This window comes from Asanoa iriomotensis (genome assembly GCF_016862515.1).
Lineage (GTDB): Bacteria > Actinomycetota > Actinomycetes > Mycobacteriales > Micromonosporaceae > Asanoa > Asanoa iriomotensis.
This window is the reverse complement of record NZ_BONC01000008.1, coordinates 75,449-92,423: the sequence shown is the minus strand read 5'-3', so window position 1 is coordinate 92,423 and position 16,975 is coordinate 75,449. Positions and strand designations below refer to the sequence as shown.

The window sequence follows — 16,975 nt, the reverse complement described above, 5'->3', positions numbered from 1 at the left end:
TCAGCGGTCGCCGGCCCGGAACGTCACGGTCGCCGACGCCCCGGCCACGCGCGCTTCCAGCGTGTGCGCGGCACCCGGTGCCAGCGCCGGCAGGGGCAGCTGGACGCCGGTGCCGATGGTGGCGCCGTCGAGCAGCCAGGTGACCGGCTCCGCGGTGTCGAGGGTGGCCGCCCACGCGAGACCGGGCGCGTCCGGGTCGACGACGGCCCCGTCCGGCGGGTGGACGATCGACACGGTCGGCTCGCGCGCCGGCAGGTCGATCACGGGGCCGGTGGCCTGCGCGGTCGAGAAGCCGTCGTGCAGCAGCACCCGCAGGCGGGTGCGACCGGCCGGCAGGGCGGACAGCGGGATCGTCGCCGCGCCGTCACCCGCGTCGACCGTGACACCGCGCCAGCGGTCGCGGCCGCGCTCGGCCGCCTGGATCCACACCTCCGGCGTCGCGTCCGGGGCGAGCTCCGCCGACCAGGTGAGCCGGACGCCGTCACGCTCCACAGTGGATGAGGTGACCGCGACCCGCGGTGGGAACGCGCGCGCCCGCCGCTCGTCGTGGCGGTCGTCGCCCACGCGGACCCGGAGGACCACGGCCTCCGGGGCCGGCGGCAGGAACGCCTGGAAGACGCTCGGACCAGGCTCGGCGTCCGACGGCCCGGCCGCGCCGGCCGCACCGGAGCACCCGCAGGCCGCCGTGGTGCTCCGCACCCGGACCCGGGCGCTCGACAGCACGGTGCCGGCGTCGTCGAGCAGTTCGGCGACCGCCTCGTGGGTCAGCCATCCGGGCAGGTCGGTGTGGGTGGTCACCCGGGCTACGGACTCGATGTGCAGCCGGCCGTCCCCGCCGAACTGACCGATCACGCTGACCACGTCGACCGGTCCCGCGTCACCGGCCATGGCGGCTCCTTCCATGGCGACCGCGGTCGGAGCGGGGGCGCCGAGGAGCGGGGCGTTCGCGGAGAGGTCGTGCCCGCGGATCGACACCCATCTCGGGCCACAGTACGACATGAAGTCGTGGTTGGTGGCCGGATGCATGATCGTGCCGCTCCTGATGTCGAGGCCGTACTCGCCGATCGAGGCGCTCGCCCGCAGCGCCGGTGGCACCGGCGGCGCGGCGTCGTGCGGCTCGTAGAACGGGTAGCCGGCGTCGAAGGCGCCGACGTTCCCGCACGGTGCGTGTGGGCGGCCGAGCGCGTGACCCAGTTCGTGGGCGAGGGTGGTGCCGTTGCCGTCGAAGCCGGCCGCGGTGCTGCCCTCGCAGCCGATCACCATGCCGACGGGCGTGCCGCTGCCGATCAGGCCGTAGTAGAAGAACCCGGGCTGGTTGCCGTCGTTCGTGCGGGCGGTCTGGACCAGGCTGAGCAGCGATCCCCAGTTCGGTGTGCACCCGCCGGGAGTGGTGACCGGGTCGTCGAGCGGCAGCGTCGCGGTGGCCGTGCCGGCGTCGCGGACGGTCAACTGCGCGTCGACGGGGTAGGTGGCCAGGGTGTAGCCGGCCGTCGCGTTCACGTTGCCCAGCGGCGGCGCGGCGACCGTGATCGCCGGTGTGCCGGCCGGGGAGGTCGCGCTCGGCGGGCCGTCGTAGCCGACCCGCACCACGGCGATCCGCAGTTGGCGGACGATGGTGCTGACCTCGACCGCACCCGTCACGGGCGGCCGCCCGCACAGCTCCTCGCCGGTCCGGACGGCCACGCCGATCCGCAGGCGACCGGTCATGACGCCGGCGGGGATGATCCAGTTGAGGCTGCGGGGGAGGTTCCGGCGGCGGTCGTCGTAGGTGTCGCTGGCCCGGAAGGTGACCGGCCGGGCGCCCGTCGTCACGAACAGGGGCGCGCCGGTCGGTGTGACGTCCGGGACCGGCTGCCACACGCCGTTCGCGCCGAGCCGCTCGACGGTCAGGCTGCCGTCGATCTGCCCGAGGATCCCCTGGTTGAACGCGGGATCACGGACCGACTGGGGATAGACCCGCACGAACGCGGCCTTGCCCGCCGCCAGGACGAGGCTGTTGTCCGGACCGCGGTCTGCGGCGTCGGTGAGATGCGCGTACGACTGGAAGTGCTGGATCGCCTGTGTCACCTCGATCCCGGAGATCACCAGCATCGGGTCGCGGGTGATCCTGATCGCGACCTGCGCCTGCGCGGGGCCGCCGCAGACACCGGACGCCGTGATCCGGGCCGTCCAGGTCGTCGTCGCGTTTGTCTGTGCCGCGGTGAGCGACGCGAAGATGCCGTGCGCCGGCGCCGGGTCGCTGGCGGCCACGACCGTGCCGTTCTGGTCGCGCACCTCGACCCGGACGTGGTTGGCGCCGCTGACCCGCCACTGGAGCGGGATCGGCGCGCCGGGCTCCACGCAGTACGGGTTGTTCCACGGCGAGCCGGCGAAGAACGCCTCGATCACCGGGACGCCGATCGCGAAGTCGGCGGTCACCGTGCCGGTCGGGCGCGCCTCCACGAGACGACCGCAGATCAGGTACTTCTGGGTGGGCAGGATGAGGCCCAGCGGGTTGCGGGCACCGGCGGGCGCCGTGACGGTGATCGACGTGTCGCTCCACGCCGACGCGGTCGCGGTCGCGCCGCCGAAGCTCACGGTGCCCGGTATGGAGCCGAACCCGAAGCCGGACAGCGTCACCGTGTCGCCGGGGCAGGCGACCGGTGGCGACACCGCGTTGATCACATAGGACGCGACACCGCCGAACGTACCGCCGGCGGCGTCGCCGCAGCGGCGCAGCGGTTCGCAGAACGCGGGCACGGGCAGGTCCGGGAGCTTCGGGCCGCGCGGACACTCCGGGAACGGGCCGCCAGGCCCGAGCAGCCCTTCGAGGCGGTTCCCGAGCGCCGCCCGGTCGCCGGCCACCTCGAGCGCGAGAAGGTGGATCTGGCCGAGCCGTTCGAGGGAGCAGAGCCGGTCGACGACGCCGAGGACGAGTCCGCCGCCGAACTTGCCGCTAGCCTCCAGGAGGGCGGCCGCGGCGATCAACGGCACGGAATGGTCCGCCGCGACGTACGGCTCCACGCGGTCGTACAGCGGCGCCGGGTCCTCTCTTGCAACAGACGCACGAGTGCCCGCGCACCCCGCGCAGGGCGCGCCGCCCGCGGGTTCGGCGCTCCCACCCAGCATGGCCGCGAACGCGACGCCCGCGCGCGCATCGCCGTCGAGCACCCGCTGCGCCTCCCGGCCCAGCGCCGCGAACGTGGCCGTGCCGGGGATCGGGCAGCGCAGGTCGACGAACACCCGGTCGAGCGCCGCCGGGCTCCAGTGCGGCAGGGCCACCGTCATCAGCTCGCGGAGCGCGTGCACGAGGCCGTCGGGATCGAGCGGCGGCGCGCCCCGGTCGATCAGGATCGGTTCCGCCAGGTGGGCGGCGAGCGCCTCCGGGCTGACGCCGATCGACCGCGCGGCCTCCAGCGGCCCCCGGTGCACTTGCGTGCCGTGCCGGTCGGTCACCACGGCCGTCAGCGCACCCGTCGCGTCGTCGACCGCCACAGTGAACTGTCCAGCATGGTCGGTGAGCGTCGTGGCGGCGTGGCGGTCACCGGTCGGAGTGCGCTCCCACAGGTCCACGCGCAGACCGGGCACGCCTTGGGCCCGGCCGGCGCCGGTGCCGATGTCTCCCTTGACGACCTGGATGCCCATGGCCACTCCTCGGCTGGTGGGAGCCATCCAAGTTCAGGGCCCGTGATCAGGTCAATGAGTCCAGATTGGCGCGTGCGTGGTCCCGGTCGGCACGGTCGGCGGCCGTGACCAGGTGTTTGACGGCCGGGAGGGCGGTCTCGGCGGCGGCGAGCAGGTCCCGTGCGTCGGAGATCCGACCCGTGGCGGCCCGCACCCGGGCCAGTGTCTCCAGCGTGAGCACCTCGACAACGCCGTCGCCGGCCTGCCGCGCCGATGCCAACACGGAGACCAGACGATCGTCGGCGCCCGCCACACCGTCGTCGGCGTCGAGGGCGGCCAGCAGATACTCGGCGAGCAGGGCGGCGTCCCCGCGGCCCGCGGCCCGGTACCACCGGTGGGCGGACTCGAGCGGCTCGCGCGCCGGCTCGCCGAGGGCGCGCAGGACCCAGCCCAGCCGGACCCCGGCGAGCGCGGCCGTACGGAGGTCGCCGGTGCCGCGTGCCACGTCGAGCGCACGGCGCAGCGTCTGCGCAGCGGCCGACGGGTCGCCGGACTGCTGCAGCGCGCGGCCCAGGTTGGCCAGGTGGTGCGCCTCGGCCGCGGCGAACCCGAGCGCGTGCGTCGCGGACGCGGCCCGGCGCAGGTGCGCGGCCGCGTCCACGAACCGCTGCTCGGCCTGGGCCAACTCGCCGAGCAGCGCCTCGGCGTGGCTGAGCGCCCACTGGTCGCCGATCGGCGCCAGCAGCCGCAGCGCCTCGTCGCACGCCGCCCGGCCCCGGTCCGTCTCCCCGAGCGCGATCGACGCCCACGCCTCCAGCAGCCAGCTCACGCCCTCCTCCCAGTCCTGGCCACGCGCCCGGAACCCTGCCCGGCACTCGGCCAGGAGCGCCAGCGCGTCGGCCGCCCGGCCCTGCTGGCTGCGGACGAACGCCAGATAGAGCCGACCGACATCGCTGTCGTCGGCCATCCCCTGCGAGATGTCGGCGGTGGCCCGGTCGAGGTCGCCACCGGACGCCTCCAGGAACCCGGTGAGCAGCAACGCGGCGGGAGGCAGGTCGCCGGCCGCGTCGCGGATTCGCCGCGCCCCGTCCGGACCGGCGCCGAGCACCGCCCAGGTCCAGCCGAACCCGGTCGCGATCCGCAGACCCAGCGCCGGATCATGCTCGGCCGTCCACGCCAACGCCGCGTCGATGTTGGCCCGCTCCCGCCGCACCGTCGCCACCTGCACGGCCTGCTCCGCGCCGCGGGCACCGACGGCGGCCCGATCGGCGGCCTCCGCGACCCACGCGGCCTGGGCGCCCCAGGCCACGTCGACCAGCCCGGCATCCAGAAGCCGTTCCATGGCGTACGCGCGCACGCTGTCGAGCAGCCCGTAGCGGTCCGCGCCGGCGGCCCGCACCAGCGACCGGTCGACGAGCCGGTCCACGACGTCGACCGCCGCGGCGGCCGGCACGTCGAGCGCGCCCAGCACCGAGGTGAACGCGGGCAGCGGCGCACCGCCCGGGAAACAGGCCAGCGCCCACAGGCCGCGCTGGTCGTCCGGGAACAGCAGGTCGTAGCTCCACCCGATGGCCGCGCGCAGCGTCCGCCGGCGGGCCGGGCGCCGGCTGGTCGGGTCGGCCAGCAGCGCGAACCGGTCGTCGAGGCGCCGCGCGATCTCGGCGATCGACAGCACCTTCACCCGGGCGCTGGCCAGTTCGATGGCCAGCGGCAAGCCGTCGAGGGACCGGCACACCGCGGCGACCGCGTCGCCGTCGAACACGAACGACCGGCGCTGCTGCACCGCCCGCTCCGCGAACAGGGCGACCGAGTCGGCGAGCGACAGGGGCTCCAGGGTGTGCACGACCTCGCCGTCCACACCCAAGGGCACCTGGCTGGTCGCCAGCACCCGCGCCGCGGGCGCCGCCCGCAGCACGCGCGAGACCAGGTCCGCGACCTCGTCCAGCAGGTGCTCGCAGTTGTCGACCACCAGCAGGGCGCCGCCCCGGAGCCGGTCGACGACCACGGCCTCGGTGGCGCCGGCCACGCCGAACGCCTCGCCGACGTGCGGCCACAGTGGACCGCCCGCGACGCCGTCGAGGCCGACGAGCCAGGCCGGTGAGAGCGACCGCGCCACCTCGACCGCCAGCCGCGTCTTGCCCACCCCGGCCGGGCCGGCCACCGTCACCAGCCGCCGCATGCCGAGCAGCCCGGCGACCGCCGCGATGTCCGCGTCGCGGCCCACCAGCGACGCCGAGACGCCGGGCAGGTTGCCGACGGGCGGGTCCAACCCGCGGTCCTGCCGCAGCACCTGCCGCTCGAGCTCCCGCAGCTCCCGCCCCGGCTGGACACCCAGCTCGCCGGCCAGCAGCCGCTGCACCCGCCGGTACGCGTCGAGCGCGTCGGCCTGCCGCCCGGCCCGGTACAGCGCCGTGATCAGCAGCCCCCAGAACCGCTCGCGCACCGGATGGGCCACGACCAGGCTCTCGAGCTCGCCGACCAACGAGCCGGCCTCACCCAGGGTGATCCGGGCGGCGAACGCCTCCTCGGTCAGCCGCAGCCGCGCCTCCGCCAGCCGGCCGCGGTGCGGTGCGACCCACGCGCCGTCACCGGCTCCGCTCAGCAGCTCGCCGCCGCCGCCGAACAAGGACAGGGCCGCCGCGCACTCGCGCTCGACCTCGGCCGCGTCGCCCAGCGACCCGACCGTCGACGCGACCCGGAGCACGTCCAACGCGTCGACCCCGCCGCGGTCGACCGCGAGCGTGTAGCCGGCGGCGCCGCCTAGCACCAACCCACGATCGCCGAGCGCCTTGCGCAGCGCCGACACCTTGACCTGGAGCGTGTTCCGGCCCGCCGCACCGCCCCACAGGTCCTCGATCAACCGTTCGGTCCGCACGAGCTCGCCGGCGTCGAGGGCGAGCCGGACCAGCAGCTCGGTCGTCTTGCCGGCGGGCAGCGGCAGCGCGACACCGTCCCGCCGCACCGAGACCGGACCGAGGACTGCCACGGTCACCATGACAGGGAGCATAGGTCCGTCAGCCGCCCGTCAGTGCACCGTCAGCGCGCGGGCCGATGCTCGCGGCATGACCGACCCGCTGATCCGGCAGCTCATCGGCGGCGACCCCGCCGCGGCCGCCCGCCTCGTCGAACACGCCCGGACCAGCGCGGATCCGGTGCTGCTGGTCGCCGCCGCGCTCGTCGAACCCGCCTGGCTCGCCCGGGCCGAACGCGCCGCGACCAGCACCCGGGACAGGCAGCTCGTCGCCATCGCCGCCGCCCACCTGCGCGGCGACCGGGACCGGGTGGACGCGCTGGCCCGGGACCACCTCGCCGACCACCCCGACAACATCCTCGTCGCCTGGATCGCGGGCGCACACCACCAGGAGGAACGATGAACCGAAAACTCACCGCCGCCCTGCTGATCGCTGCCGCGGTGCTCACCAACGTGGCCTTCACCGCGCTGGGCAGCGTCTTCAACTACCCGGACGTGCTCAAGGAGCCGGTCGCCGACGTGCTCGCCGCGTTCCGCGACCACCAGGGCGCCGTGACGACCTGGTTCACGGTGCTGGCCCTGTCGGCGGCGCTGTTCGCGCCCATCGCGATCGGCGTCGGCCGGCTGTCGAGCAGCCGGGCCATGCGCGTCGCGGTGCCGGTCGGCGTCGCGGCGGCCGTGGTCCAGGTGATCGGCCTGGCCCGCTGGCCCCTGCTGGTCCCCGGCTTCGCCGCGGACGCCGCCAGCGCCGACCCGGCCGTCGCGGCCGGCGGACGGGACTCGTTCGCCCTCGCCCACCTGGTCCTCGGCAACATCATCGGGGAGACGCTCGGCTACCTGCTCACCGCCGCCTGGACCCTGCTCGTCCTGGCCGCGCTCAAGAGCCCGGCCTGGTTCAACCTGCTCGGTGCCGCCTCGGCGATCCTCGTCCTGGTCGGCGTGCTCTCGCCGCTGGACCTACCCGGCGTCGACCTCGCGAACTTCGTCGGCTACGTGCTGTGGAGCCTCTGGTTGCTCGCGTTCGCGGTCCGACTGCTGCGGCGGTCAGGTGACCGGCGTGACGATCCCGTACTCGTGGATCTTGCGGTAGATCGTGGCCCTGGACATGCCCAGTGATCCGGCTGCCTTGATCTTGTTGCCGTCCCAGTCGATCAGGCTCCGCACGATCGCGTCGCGCTCCATCGCCTCCAGCGGGCTGAGCAGCCGCCGGCTGACCGTCCGGCACTCGGGCGGCAGGTCCGCCGGCCGGATGGCGCCGCTGCGGCGGTGCTGCACCACCCGGCGCAGCACCTGGTAGAGCTGCTCGGTGTTGCCCGGCCAGCTCGACCGCACCAGGAGCTGCATCGCCTCGGGGGAGCAGGTCAGGTTGCCGCCGTTGACCAGCCGCGACAGGAAGAACGGCACGAGGGCCTGCACGTCCTCGACGTGGTGGCGCAGCGGCGGCAGCTCGACCGTCCGCGGGAAGAACCGCAGCAGCCCGGCCATCTCGCCGGCGTCGCGCCGCTGGCTCAGGGTCACCGCGACCCAGGGCGCCGGCGCGGCGGCCCGGGCCTCGTCCAGCAGCCGTGCCAGCGCCCGGGAACGTCCGCTGCTGAGCCGGTCGACGTGCCTGATCACCACGGTGCCGGGGCCGGTGAGCAGCTCACGGCGGGCGTCCGCGAGCCAGCCCCGCCGGCCGGCGGCGGCGCCGTCGAGGACCGCGAAGTGGACACCCGGTCGCCGGTGCTGGTGCACGGCGCGGACGACCGCGAGCTTGCCGACGCCCGGCTCGCCCTCGACCGCCAGCCACTCGCCGGCGTCGTACCCGGACTGCACCTGGTGGCAACCGCGCAGCCACAGCGCGCCCGAGCCGACCAGCCCCGGCAGGAACATCCGGGGAGCCGTCTCCGGTCGCGGCCGGGCGCCGGGTTCGGTGAGCTTGACATGCACGACGCCGCCGGCGAGCCGGCCCTCGCCGCGCACCGGCCGGCAGTAGAGCCGGGCCCGCACCCCGCTGGGCAGCTCGACCACGACGGACGCGGTCGGCGCGCGGCTGGCCAGGGTCTCGGCGGCCTGCGCGAGCAGCACGGACTGCTCCGTGGGGTCGAGCACCTGGCGGGCGTGGTCGTTCATCATCACGACGTCGTTGTTGAGGGCGAAGACGATCCCGGCGGTACGGCGACAGGTGCGCAGGTACTCCTGGAGCAGCTCCAGCTCGCGGATGCCGCTCTCGGTCAACAGAGCCTGCTGGATCTGCCCGGCGGTCGTCTTGGCCAGCGTGAGCAGCAGCGGGTCGGCGTCCTTGCGCCAGCAGGTCAGGTCCACCGCGCCGATGGTCTTGCCCGAGATCGGATGGTGGATCGGCACGCCGGCGCAGGCCAGGTCCTCGAGGTGCTCGGCGTAGTGCTCGTGCCCGAACACGTGCATCGGCCGGCCGCCCTCCAGCGCCGTGCCGATGCCGTTCGTGCCGACGTACTCCTCGGCGTAGCTGAAACCCGGCGCCAAATTCACCCGATCGAGGTGCGCGTCGAGATCACGACCGGCGTCCATCCGGGTGAGCACGAGCCCCTGCGGGTCGGTGAGGATGATGCTGATCGGCTGGCCGTCGAGGTGCTCGCGCAGATGGCGCAACACCGGCAAGGCGCTGCGGGTCAGCGGCGTGTCGAGGTCCGGGTCGCGCACATAGGACAAATCGACATGATCGGCGGCCACGTTGAAGCGCCTGGACCGCCACCACGAGGCAAGGATCGCGTCGCGCACCTGGTTGGGATCGACGTCCTCGGCGGTCAGGAACTGTTCACGTGTCCTGGCAAGCTGCTCGCCATCAGTTATCTGGTAGGGAATCTTCGAACCCGGAAGCATGGGGCCCCCTTGTTCGCTCGAACCGCGCCGGCCCGCGCGGGATCGCCGCTGCACACTCCTGTTACATCGTGGTTACACGTTACGCGCCGTGTCGACGCCGACCGTCTCATGTTGAGACCCCAGAGCCGGCCGGTGGGTGTGGACTCGGGCGATGGAGCCGACGCGCGAGTCGTTCAACCCGTGGAGCGTCGTCAACGTGGTCTTCCACCACCTCGCGGCGCAGGGCCTGCATCCGATCCTGGGCGGGGCCGACCCGGGCGCGCCCGCCGCCGAGTTGCTCCGGGCGTTGGGCATCGAGCCCGCGGCCGAGGGTGACCGGCAGGTGGGCGAGAACGTCAAACGGCAGCTCGCCGAGATCCGGGCGGCGATGTTCGACGAGGCAGGCTCCTGACTCAATGTGAGACCGCACCCCGAGCCGACGTGCGGTCTTATCCGTCGCATGGCGCACAGTCAACGGTGAGGAGTGACCCATGAGTCGGCAGAGCGTGGCCAGGGCTCATCAGAAGATCCAGGAGTTGTCCTGGGAACCCATGTACCACGAGCCGGTGTCCCACTACGGAACCGACTACACCTTCCGCAAGGCGCAGAAGAAGGACCCGCTCAAGCAGGTTCTCCGGTCGTACTTCCCGATGCAGGAGGAGAAGGACCACCGGGTGTACGGCGCCTCCGACGGCGCGATCCGCGGCAACATGTTCCGCCAGGTGCAGGAGCGCTGGCTGGAATGGCAGAAGCTGTTCCTGTCGATCATCCCGCTGCCGGAGATCTCCGCGGCCCGCGCGATGCCGCTGCTGTTCCGCACGGTCCCGAACCCGGAGCTGCACAACGGCCAAGCCATCCAGATGATCGACGAGGTCCGGCACTCGACGATCCAGCAGAACCTCAAGCGCCTGTACATGAACAACTACATCGACCCGGCCGGCTTCAACTCGAGCCTGCGCAACTTCCAGAACGACTACTGCGGCACGATCGGCCGGCAGTTCGCCGAGGGCTTCATCACCGGCGACGCGATCACGGCCGCCAGCATCTACCTGACGATCGTCGCCGAGACCGCGTTCACCAACACGCTGTTCGTCGCGATGCCGGCCGAGGCCGCCGCGAACGGCGACTACCTGCTGCCGACGGTGTTCCACTCGGTGCAGTCCGACGAGTCGCGGCACATCAGCAACGGGTACGCGACGCTGCTGATGGCGCTCGCCGACGAGGGCAACCACCAACTGCTCGAGCGCGACCTGCGGTACGCCTGGTGGAACAACCACCGCGTGGTCGACGCGGCGATCGGGACCTTCATCGAGTACGGCACGAAGGACCGCCGCAAGGACCGCGAGTCGTACGCCGAGATGTGGCGCCGCTGGATCTACGACGACTACTACCGCTCGTACCTCGTACCGCTGGAAAAGTATGGTCTGGTCATTCCGCACGACCTCATCGAGGAAGCCTGGAACCAGATCTGGAACAAGGGCTACGTGCACGAGGTCGCCCAGTTCTTCGCGACCGGCTGGCTCGCCAACTACTGGCGGATCGACCCGATGACCGACAAGGACTTCGAGTGGTTCGAGCACAAGTACCCGGGCTGGTACGACCGGTACGGCAAGTGGTGGGAGAACTACAACCGCCTGTCCACGCCTAACGGGCACCACCCGATCGTCGCCGAGGACGTCGACTACCAGTACCCGCACCGCTGCTGGGTCTGCATGGTCCCGTGCCTGGTCCGCGAGGACATGGTGATGGCCGAGGTCAACGGCCAGTGGCGCACCTACTGCCACGAAGCCTGCCGGTGGACCGACGTCGAGGCGTTCCGCCCGACCTACCAGGGCCGCGAGACGCCCAACATGGGCCAGCTCATCGGGTCCCGCGAGTGGGAGACGCTCTACCACGGCTGGAACTGGGCCGACGTCGTCTCCGACATGGGCTTCGTCCGCGACGACGGCAAGACCCTCGTGGCGCAGCCGCACCTCAACCTGGACCCGTCGAAGATGTGGACACTCGACCACCTGCGCCGGATGGACCCGTTGCTCAGCCCCAACGTGCTGCTCAACGAGATGACGGACGAGGAGCGCAACGCGTTCCACGCCGCCTACATCCAGGGTGGACCGGCCGGTCGCCCGGCTCGCACCGACGCGTAACGGCCGATCATGGGCGAGAAGCACCGGGTCCGGTTCGAGCCCGTCGGCATCGAGATCGAGGTCGACGAGGAGCAGACCGTGCTGCGCTCCGCGTCCGAGCAGGGGCTGATGCTCATGCACGGCTGCAAGGAGGGCCAGTGCGCGGCCTGCAAGTCGTTCGTGCTCGACGGCGACGACATCGAGCTCGACCGGTACTCCACCTTCGCCCTGCCCGACTACGAGAAGGAGGAGGGCTTCACGCTCCTCTGCCGGGCGCACGTCTACGAGGACGTGACGATCGAGCTCCTCAACTTCGACGAGGAGATGATCCGGTCCGGGCTGCCCATCCAGAACGCCGTGGCGGAGGTCGTGTCGATCGACCCGGTGACGCACGACCTCCGGCACCTCGTCCTGCGGCTGATCGAGCCGGCGGACCTGACGTTCTTCCCCGGCCAGTACGTGGACATCGCGGTGCCCGGCACCGACGCCACGCGCTCGTTCTCGATGGCGAACACCTCCAGCCGTGAGGGCGGGCGGCTGGAGTTCGTCATCAAGGTCTACCCGGACGGACTGTTCTCGTCGTTCCTCGACGGCCGGCTGGCGGTCGGGGACCGGCTGGACCTGACCGGACCCTTCGGGGTCTTCACGCTCCGCGAGGGGCACGACGAGGACATCGTCTTCGTCGGCGGCGGCGCCGGGCTGGCGCCGATCCTGGCCCTGCTGCGCTCCATGGCCGAGCGCGGCATCGACCGCCGGGCGGTGTTCTACTACGGCGCCCGGCGCCGCCGCGACCTCTGCTTCGTCGACGAGCTCAAGGCGCTCGAGGACAAGCTGCCCAACTTCCGCTTCGTGCCGGCGTTGTCGGAGCCCTCGGACGACGAGGGTTGGGAGGGCGAGGTCGGCCTGATCACCGACGTGGTCAAGCGGCACGAACAGAACCTGAGCCGCGCGCACGCGTACCTCTGCGGGCCGCCCCCGATGGTCGAGGCGGCCATGCCGCTGCTCGGCCTGCTCGGCGTGCCCGACAAGCACATCTACTTCGACAAGTTCACGACGACAGGTGGGGAGGTCTGATGACGACCGCGACGGAACGTAGCGTTCCCAAGCCCGTCTTCACCGACGCCGAGGCCGGCGCGAAGGAGTTCCCGGACTCGACCGCGCGCCGGTTCAACTACTACGTCCCGCAGAAGCGCAAGCAGACCCACTACGAGGACGTGACCGTCGAGGTCCAGCCCGACCCGCGGCACTACCTCGCGCAGGGCTGGCTGTACGGGTTCTCCGACGGCCGCGGCGGCTACCCGCTCGACTGGACCGTGCTGAAGGCGTGGGGCTCCGACCGGCCCGAGCCCGTCCGTGGTCCGGGTTCCGGCGGCAAGGGCTACGAGTGGCCGGCGCACGGCTGGCACGAGTTCCGCGACCCCAACGAGGAATGGGAGCTGTCCCTCTACCGCTACAACGCCAACGTCGTGCGCCAGGTCGGCCAGAACGTCGAGGCCGCCCGCCGCTCGAAGGCGTTCGGGCAGTGGAACCCCAACTGGGTGCGGTTCGTCGAGCGGCACGTCGGCGCGTGGATGCACGTCGACCACGGCCTGGGCCTCTACCTGTTCGCCAACGCCAACCGGCGGGCGCCCACCAACATGCACAACAACGCGATCTCGGTGAACAGCATGCACCGCATCCGGGCCGCGCAGGACCTGGCGCTCTACGGGCTGACCCTCAGCGAGGAGATCGACGGCTTCGACGGGTCGGCGCACCTCGACGCGTGGAACAGCGACCCGGCCTGGCAGGGTGTACGCGAGACGGCCGAGCGCCTGACCGCGGTCGACGACTGGTGCGAGGCGGTATTCGCGGCGAACGTGGTGTTCGAACCGCTCGTGGGTGAGCTGTTCCGCAGCCACCTCGTGCAGCACGCCGCGCCCCGCAACGGCGACTTCGTCACCCCGACGATCGTCGGCGCCGAGGAGTACGACTTCTCCGAGCGCGACCTGCGCTACACGAAGGCGATGTTCGAGCTGCTGACCGCCGACCGCGAGTTCGCGGACCACAACAAGCGGATCCTGCACTCGTGGCTCGCCGACTGGGTGCCGGCCTCGATCGCCGCCGCCCGGGCGCTCCAGCCACTGTGGTCGCAGCCCGACGCGAAGCCGCCGCGCTTCGAGGACGCGCTGGACAGCGCCAAGAGCCGCTTCGCCGGCATCGTGACCGACCTCGGCCTCGAGACACCGAAGGAGCTGGCACAGTGACGCAGTTCAAGCTCTCGGAGAGCCCGTTCAAGTCCGACAACACGGCCTCCAACATGTGCGGCTTCACGCTGATGAACAACCAGGTCGGCGTCGTGGTGGCCGAGGTCATGAAGACCAAGCCGAACGTACGCGTGACCCCGCTGCCGTCGATGATCCGCGTCGACGCGCTCAACCGGATGGACGTCGTCTACGACGAGATCTCCGAGGCGCTCGGCGAGGAGCCCGGCTTCTTCGACGCGGCCGAGTTCGAGGAGAGCATGTCGACCCACTACGGCCGCATGATCCACGAGGACGACCGCACCATCATGTTCGCCAACCCCGAGGACGCCGCCGACTACATCGGCTTCGACCTCACCGCCGGATCGAGGTAGCCGCCTTGTACGAGAAGGACGGGGAGAAGTACTTCATCGTCGACAGCCACATGCACTACTGGCAGGCGGGTCCGGAGACCTGGGTGCCGGGTGCCGAGCACTACGCCAAGGGCTGGATCGAGTGCTTCCACGCGTATCAGGGCCTCGCGCCGGCAGAGACGCACTGGCCGATCGAGAAGTTCATGTCGTACACGGAAGACGACCTCATGAAGGACGTCTTCGACGAGGGCTACGTGGACGTCGCGGTGTTCCAGCCGACGTACCTGACCGAGTGGTACAAGGACGGCTTCAACACCACCGAGCGCAACGCCGCCCTGGGCGCCAAGCACCCTGGCAAGTTCATCCCCAACACCCGCTGGGACCCGCGCGAGGGCGAGGAAGGGCTCAAGAAGCTCGCCGAGAACGTCGATCGCTTCGGTTCCAAGGGCGTCAAGCTCTACACGGCCGAGTGGCGTGAGGGCTCGCGCGGCTGGAAGCTCAGCGACCCCGAGGCCTACAAATACCTCGAGGCCTGCCAGGAGCTTGGGATCGTCAACATCCACGTCCACAAGGGACCGACGATCTGGCCGCTCGACAAGGACGCGTTCGACGTGTCCGACATCGACCACGCCGCGACGGACTTCCCGGAGCTCAACTTCATCGTCGAGCACGTCGGCCTGCCGCGGATCGAGGACTTCTGCTTCATGGCGACCCAGGAGCCCAACGTGTACGCGGGCCTGTCGGTCGTCATCGGCGGCCTCATGCACGCCAGGCCGAAGTTCTTCGCGAAGGTGATGGGCGAGCTGCTGTTCTGGGTCGGCGAGGACAAGATGACCTTCGGCAGCGACTACGGCATCTGGGAACCCAAGTGGCAGGTCGAGGGGTTCGTCGACTGGGACTACCCGAGCGACGAGTTCTCGGACTACCCGCGGGTCACCACCGCCACCAAGAAGAAGATCCTCGGGCTCAACGCGGCGAAGCTCTACGGCATCGACGTGCCGGCGGAGTTCCGCCTCGACGCCGGCGAGGGCACCCCGGCGGCCCGGGAGGACGCCACGCTGGTCGAGTCGCCATGACCGAGCCTTGGCGAGGGCATCATCAGCTCAGACCGCCCGGGCAGGGCGGGTCACCACGGAGTGGGGACCCGTCATGACAGCAGCGGTCGGGTCGCGCACCCTCCTCGACGCGCTCGAGGGGGTGCGCGACCCCGAGCTCGACGAGCCGATCACGACGCTCGGCTTCGTCGCGTCGGCGTCGCTGTCGGCGGCCGGCGACGCGACCGTGCACCTGCGCCTGCCGACCTATTTCTGCGCGCCGAACTTCGCGTACCTCATGGTGGCCGACGCGTACGACGCGGTGTCCACGGTGGCCGGCGTCCGCCGGACGGAGGTGGTGCTCGACGACCACTTCGCCGCCGACGCGATCAACGAGGGGGTGGCCGCGCGGGCGGGCTTCGTCGCCTCCTTCGCGGGGGAGGCGGTCGAGGAGCTCGACGGGCTGCGGGTCAGCTTCCTCCGCAAAGCCGTGCTGGCCGGCACCGACCTGGTGTGCCGGCCACTTGTCGATGCGGGGTTCGCGCCGGCCGCGCTGTCGGCGCTGACGGTGGGCGAGGTGCCGCCGTCGCCGGCCCTCGACCGCCTGCGCCGGCGCCGCACGGAGCTGGGCCTGCCCGCGGACGACGACAGCCCCCTGCTCGTCGACCCGGCGTCAGGGGCGGCCATCGGCGACGAGGCGGTCCCGCTGCACCTGCGGCGGGCCCGGCTGACCCGCACCAGCCTCGACGCGAACACCGGCATCTGCCGCGGCATGCTGCGGCACCGCTACGGAGTGGAGGAGTCATGAAAGCCGTCCGGCTGCACGCGTACCACCAGCTGCCCGTGGTCGAGGACGTGCCCGAACCGACCGTGAAGGGCCCGTTCGACGTGCTCGTCCGGGTCGGCGGCGCCGGCGTGTGCCGGACCGACCTGCACATCGTCGAAGGGCAGTGGGCGCAGGCGATGGCGCCGCCGCTGCCCTACACGCTCGGGCACGAGAACGCCGGCTGGGTGCAGGACGTCGGCTCGGCGGTGTCGAGCGTCGCGGTCGGCGACACGGTGATCCTGCACCCGACGCCGACCTGCGGGCTGTGCCAGGCCTGCCGGGCGGGCAACGACATGCACTGCGCCAACAGCTCGTTCCCCGGCCTGTCCGGCGACGGCGGGATGGCCGAGTTCCTGCTGACCTCGGAGCGGGCGTGCGTGAAGCTCGACCCGGCCACGCGGCCGCAGGACGTCGCGGCACTGGCCGACGCCGGCATCACCGCATATCACGCCGTTCGCAAGGCCGTGCCGTTGCTCTACCCGGGCACCACGGCCGTCGTGATCGGCGCCGGCGGGCTCGGGCACATCGGCATCCAGTGCCTGGCGGCGCTGACCGCCACGAAGGTCATCGTGGTCGACCGCAACCCCGACGCGCTCAAGCTCGCCGAGCAGATCGGCGCGAACGAGACCGTGGTCGCCAACGGCGCGCAGGTGCAGGCGGTGCAGGACCTCACCGGTGGCCGCGGCGCCGACGTCGTGTTCGACTTCGTCGCCGAGCAGGGCGCCGAGCAGGACGGCTTCGCGATGACCGCGCCGGCGGGTTCCTACTTCGTCATCGGGTACGGCGGCACGGTGCAGATACCGACCCTGGACATCATCTCCACCGAACGCAACATCGTCGGCAACATCGTGGGCACCTACAACGACCTCGCCGAGCTGATGGTGCTCGCCCAGGCCGGCCGGGTCACCCTGCACACCCGCACCTATCCACTGGACGCCGCGGTCGACGCGATCCAGGACCTCGACGCCGGCCGGGTCCGCGGCCGCGCCATTCTCGTCCCTTAAG

13 protein-coding genes are annotated in these 16,975 nt (G+C 71.9%); 10 read left to right on the top strand and 3 right to left on the bottom strand.

All coding sequences use genetic code 11. From position 1 onward, the window contains the following. Complete coding sequence (locus Air01nite_RS08395) at positions 1–3,624, bottom strand: IPT/TIG domain-containing protein (RefSeq protein WP_203701388.1); 3,624 nt, start codon at positions 3,622–3,624, stop codon at positions 1–3. Positions 3,625–3,670: 46 nt separating this feature from the next. Beyond that, positions 3,671–6,598: an ATP-binding protein gene (locus Air01nite_RS08390; protein WP_203701387.1), complete on the bottom strand. Its 2,928-nt coding sequence runs from the start codon at positions 6,596–6,598 to the stop codon at positions 3,671–3,673. A gap of 67 nt (positions 6,599–6,665) precedes the next feature. Between Air01nite_RS08390 and Air01nite_RS08385 the strand changes: the two genes are divergently transcribed. Both Air01nite_RS08385 and Air01nite_RS08380 read left to right on the top strand, forming a co-directional pair. Continuing rightward, a complete protein-coding gene (locus Air01nite_RS08385) occupies positions 6,666–6,977 on the top strand; it encodes a hypothetical protein (protein WP_203701386.1) in 312 nt (103 codons plus the stop codon). Then, the gene (locus Air01nite_RS08380; protein WP_203701385.1) at positions 6,974–7,690 is read left to right on the top strand and encodes a DUF4386 family protein; all 717 of its coding nucleotides are present in this window, start codon (positions 6,974–6,976) and stop codon (positions 7,688–7,690) included. The genes Air01nite_RS08385 and Air01nite_RS08380 overlap by 4 nt, the downstream gene beginning before the upstream one ends. Here the strand turns inward: Air01nite_RS08380 and Air01nite_RS08375 are convergent. Next, positions 7,619–9,415, bottom strand: a complete 1,797-nt coding sequence (locus tag Air01nite_RS08375; RefSeq protein WP_203701384.1) for a sigma-54-dependent Fis family transcriptional regulator — start codon at positions 9,413–9,415, stop codon at positions 7,619–7,621. The two genes, Air01nite_RS08380 and Air01nite_RS08375, sit on opposite strands and share 72 nt — an antisense overlap. A 151-nt stretch (positions 9,416–9,566) precedes the next feature. Here Air01nite_RS08375 and Air01nite_RS08370 point away from each other — a divergent pair, with 151 nt between their 5' ends. The 8 genes from Air01nite_RS08370 to Air01nite_RS08335 all read left to right on the top strand — a co-directional run bounded on the left by Air01nite_RS08370 (position 9,567) and on the right by Air01nite_RS08335 (position 16,974). Continuing rightward, the gene (locus Air01nite_RS08370; protein WP_203701383.1) at positions 9,567–9,806 is read left to right on the top strand and encodes a hypothetical protein; all 240 of its coding nucleotides are present in this window, start codon (positions 9,567–9,569) and stop codon (positions 9,804–9,806) included. Between the two features lie 79 nt (positions 9,807–9,885). Beyond that, a complete protein-coding gene (locus Air01nite_RS08365) occupies positions 9,886–11,538 on the top strand; it encodes a ferritin family protein (RefSeq protein ID WP_239090578.1) in 1,653 nt (550 codons plus the stop codon). Positions 11,539–11,547: 9 nt separating this feature from the next. Continuing rightward, positions 11,548–12,591 carry an FAD-binding oxidoreductase gene (locus Air01nite_RS08360; RefSeq protein ID WP_203701382.1) on the top strand — a complete coding sequence of 348 codons (1,044 nt, stop codon included), beginning with the start codon at positions 11,548–11,550 and terminating at the stop codon, positions 12,589–12,591. Beyond that, the gene (locus tag Air01nite_RS08355) at positions 12,591–13,760 is read left to right on the top strand and encodes a ferritin family protein (RefSeq protein WP_203701381.1); all 1,170 of its coding nucleotides are present in this window, start codon (positions 12,591–12,593) and stop codon (positions 13,758–13,760) included. Before Air01nite_RS08360 ends, Air01nite_RS08355 begins: the two co-directional genes overlap by 1 nt. Then, the gene (gene mimD / locus Air01nite_RS08350) at positions 13,757–14,131 is read left to right on the top strand and encodes a propane 2-monooxygenase effector subunit MimD (RefSeq protein WP_203701380.1); all 375 of its coding nucleotides are present in this window, start codon (positions 13,757–13,759) and stop codon (positions 14,129–14,131) included. The genes Air01nite_RS08355 and mimD overlap by 4 nt, the downstream gene beginning before the upstream one ends. Before the next feature lie 5 nt (positions 14,132–14,136). After that, positions 14,137–15,186 (top strand): amidohydrolase family protein, encoded by a 1,050-nt coding sequence (locus tag Air01nite_RS08345; RefSeq protein ID WP_203701379.1) that lies wholly within the window; start codon positions 14,137–14,139, stop codon positions 15,184–15,186. Between the two features lie 73 nt (positions 15,187–15,259). Continuing rightward, entirely contained in the window at positions 15,260–15,952 is a 693-nt protein-coding gene (locus Air01nite_RS08340) for an iron-sulfur cluster assembly protein (RefSeq protein WP_203701378.1), read from the top strand. Further along, positions 15,949–16,974: an NAD(P)-dependent alcohol dehydrogenase gene (locus Air01nite_RS08335; RefSeq protein ID WP_203701377.1), complete on the top strand. Its 1,026-nt coding sequence runs from the start codon at positions 15,949–15,951 to the stop codon at positions 16,972–16,974. Before Air01nite_RS08340 ends, Air01nite_RS08335 begins: the two co-directional genes overlap by 4 nt. Position 16,975 lies beyond the last annotated feature (1 nt).

Bases quoted from the DNA above. Each gene is read 5' to 3' on its own strand.
- Air01nite_RS08395 (WP_203701388.1), bottom strand. From the start codon at position 3,624: ATGGGCATCCAGGTCGTCAAGGGAGACATCGGCACCGGCGCCGGCCGG.
- Air01nite_RS08390 (WP_203701387.1), bottom strand. From the start codon at position 6,598: ATGGTGACCGTGGCAGTCCTCGGTCCGGTCTCGGTGCGGCGGGACGGT.
- Air01nite_RS08385 (WP_203701386.1), top strand. From the start codon at position 6,666: ATGACCGACCCGCTGATCCGGCAGCTCATCGGCGGCGACCCCGCCGCG.
- Air01nite_RS08380 (WP_203701385.1), top strand. From the start codon at position 6,974: ATGAACCGAAAACTCACCGCCGCCCTGCTGATCGCTGCCGCGGTGCTC.
- Air01nite_RS08375 (WP_203701384.1), bottom strand. From the start codon at position 9,415: ATGCTTCCGGGTTCGAAGATTCCCTACCAGATAACTGATGGCGAGCAG.
- Air01nite_RS08370 (WP_203701383.1), top strand. From the start codon at position 9,567: ATGGAGCCGACGCGCGAGTCGTTCAACCCGTGGAGCGTCGTCAACGTG.
- Air01nite_RS08365 (WP_239090578.1), top strand. From the start codon at position 9,886: ATGAGTCGGCAGAGCGTGGCCAGGGCTCATCAGAAGATCCAGGAGTTG.
- Air01nite_RS08360 (WP_203701382.1), top strand. From the start codon at position 11,548: ATGGGCGAGAAGCACCGGGTCCGGTTCGAGCCCGTCGGCATCGAGATC.
- Air01nite_RS08355 (WP_203701381.1), top strand. From the start codon at position 12,591: ATGACGACCGCGACGGAACGTAGCGTTCCCAAGCCCGTCTTCACCGAC.
- Air01nite_RS08340 (WP_203701378.1), top strand. From the start codon at position 15,260: ATGACAGCAGCGGTCGGGTCGCGCACCCTCCTCGACGCGCTCGAGGGG.
- Air01nite_RS08335 (WP_203701377.1), top strand. From the start codon at position 15,949: ATGAAAGCCGTCCGGCTGCACGCGTACCACCAGCTGCCCGTGGTCGAG.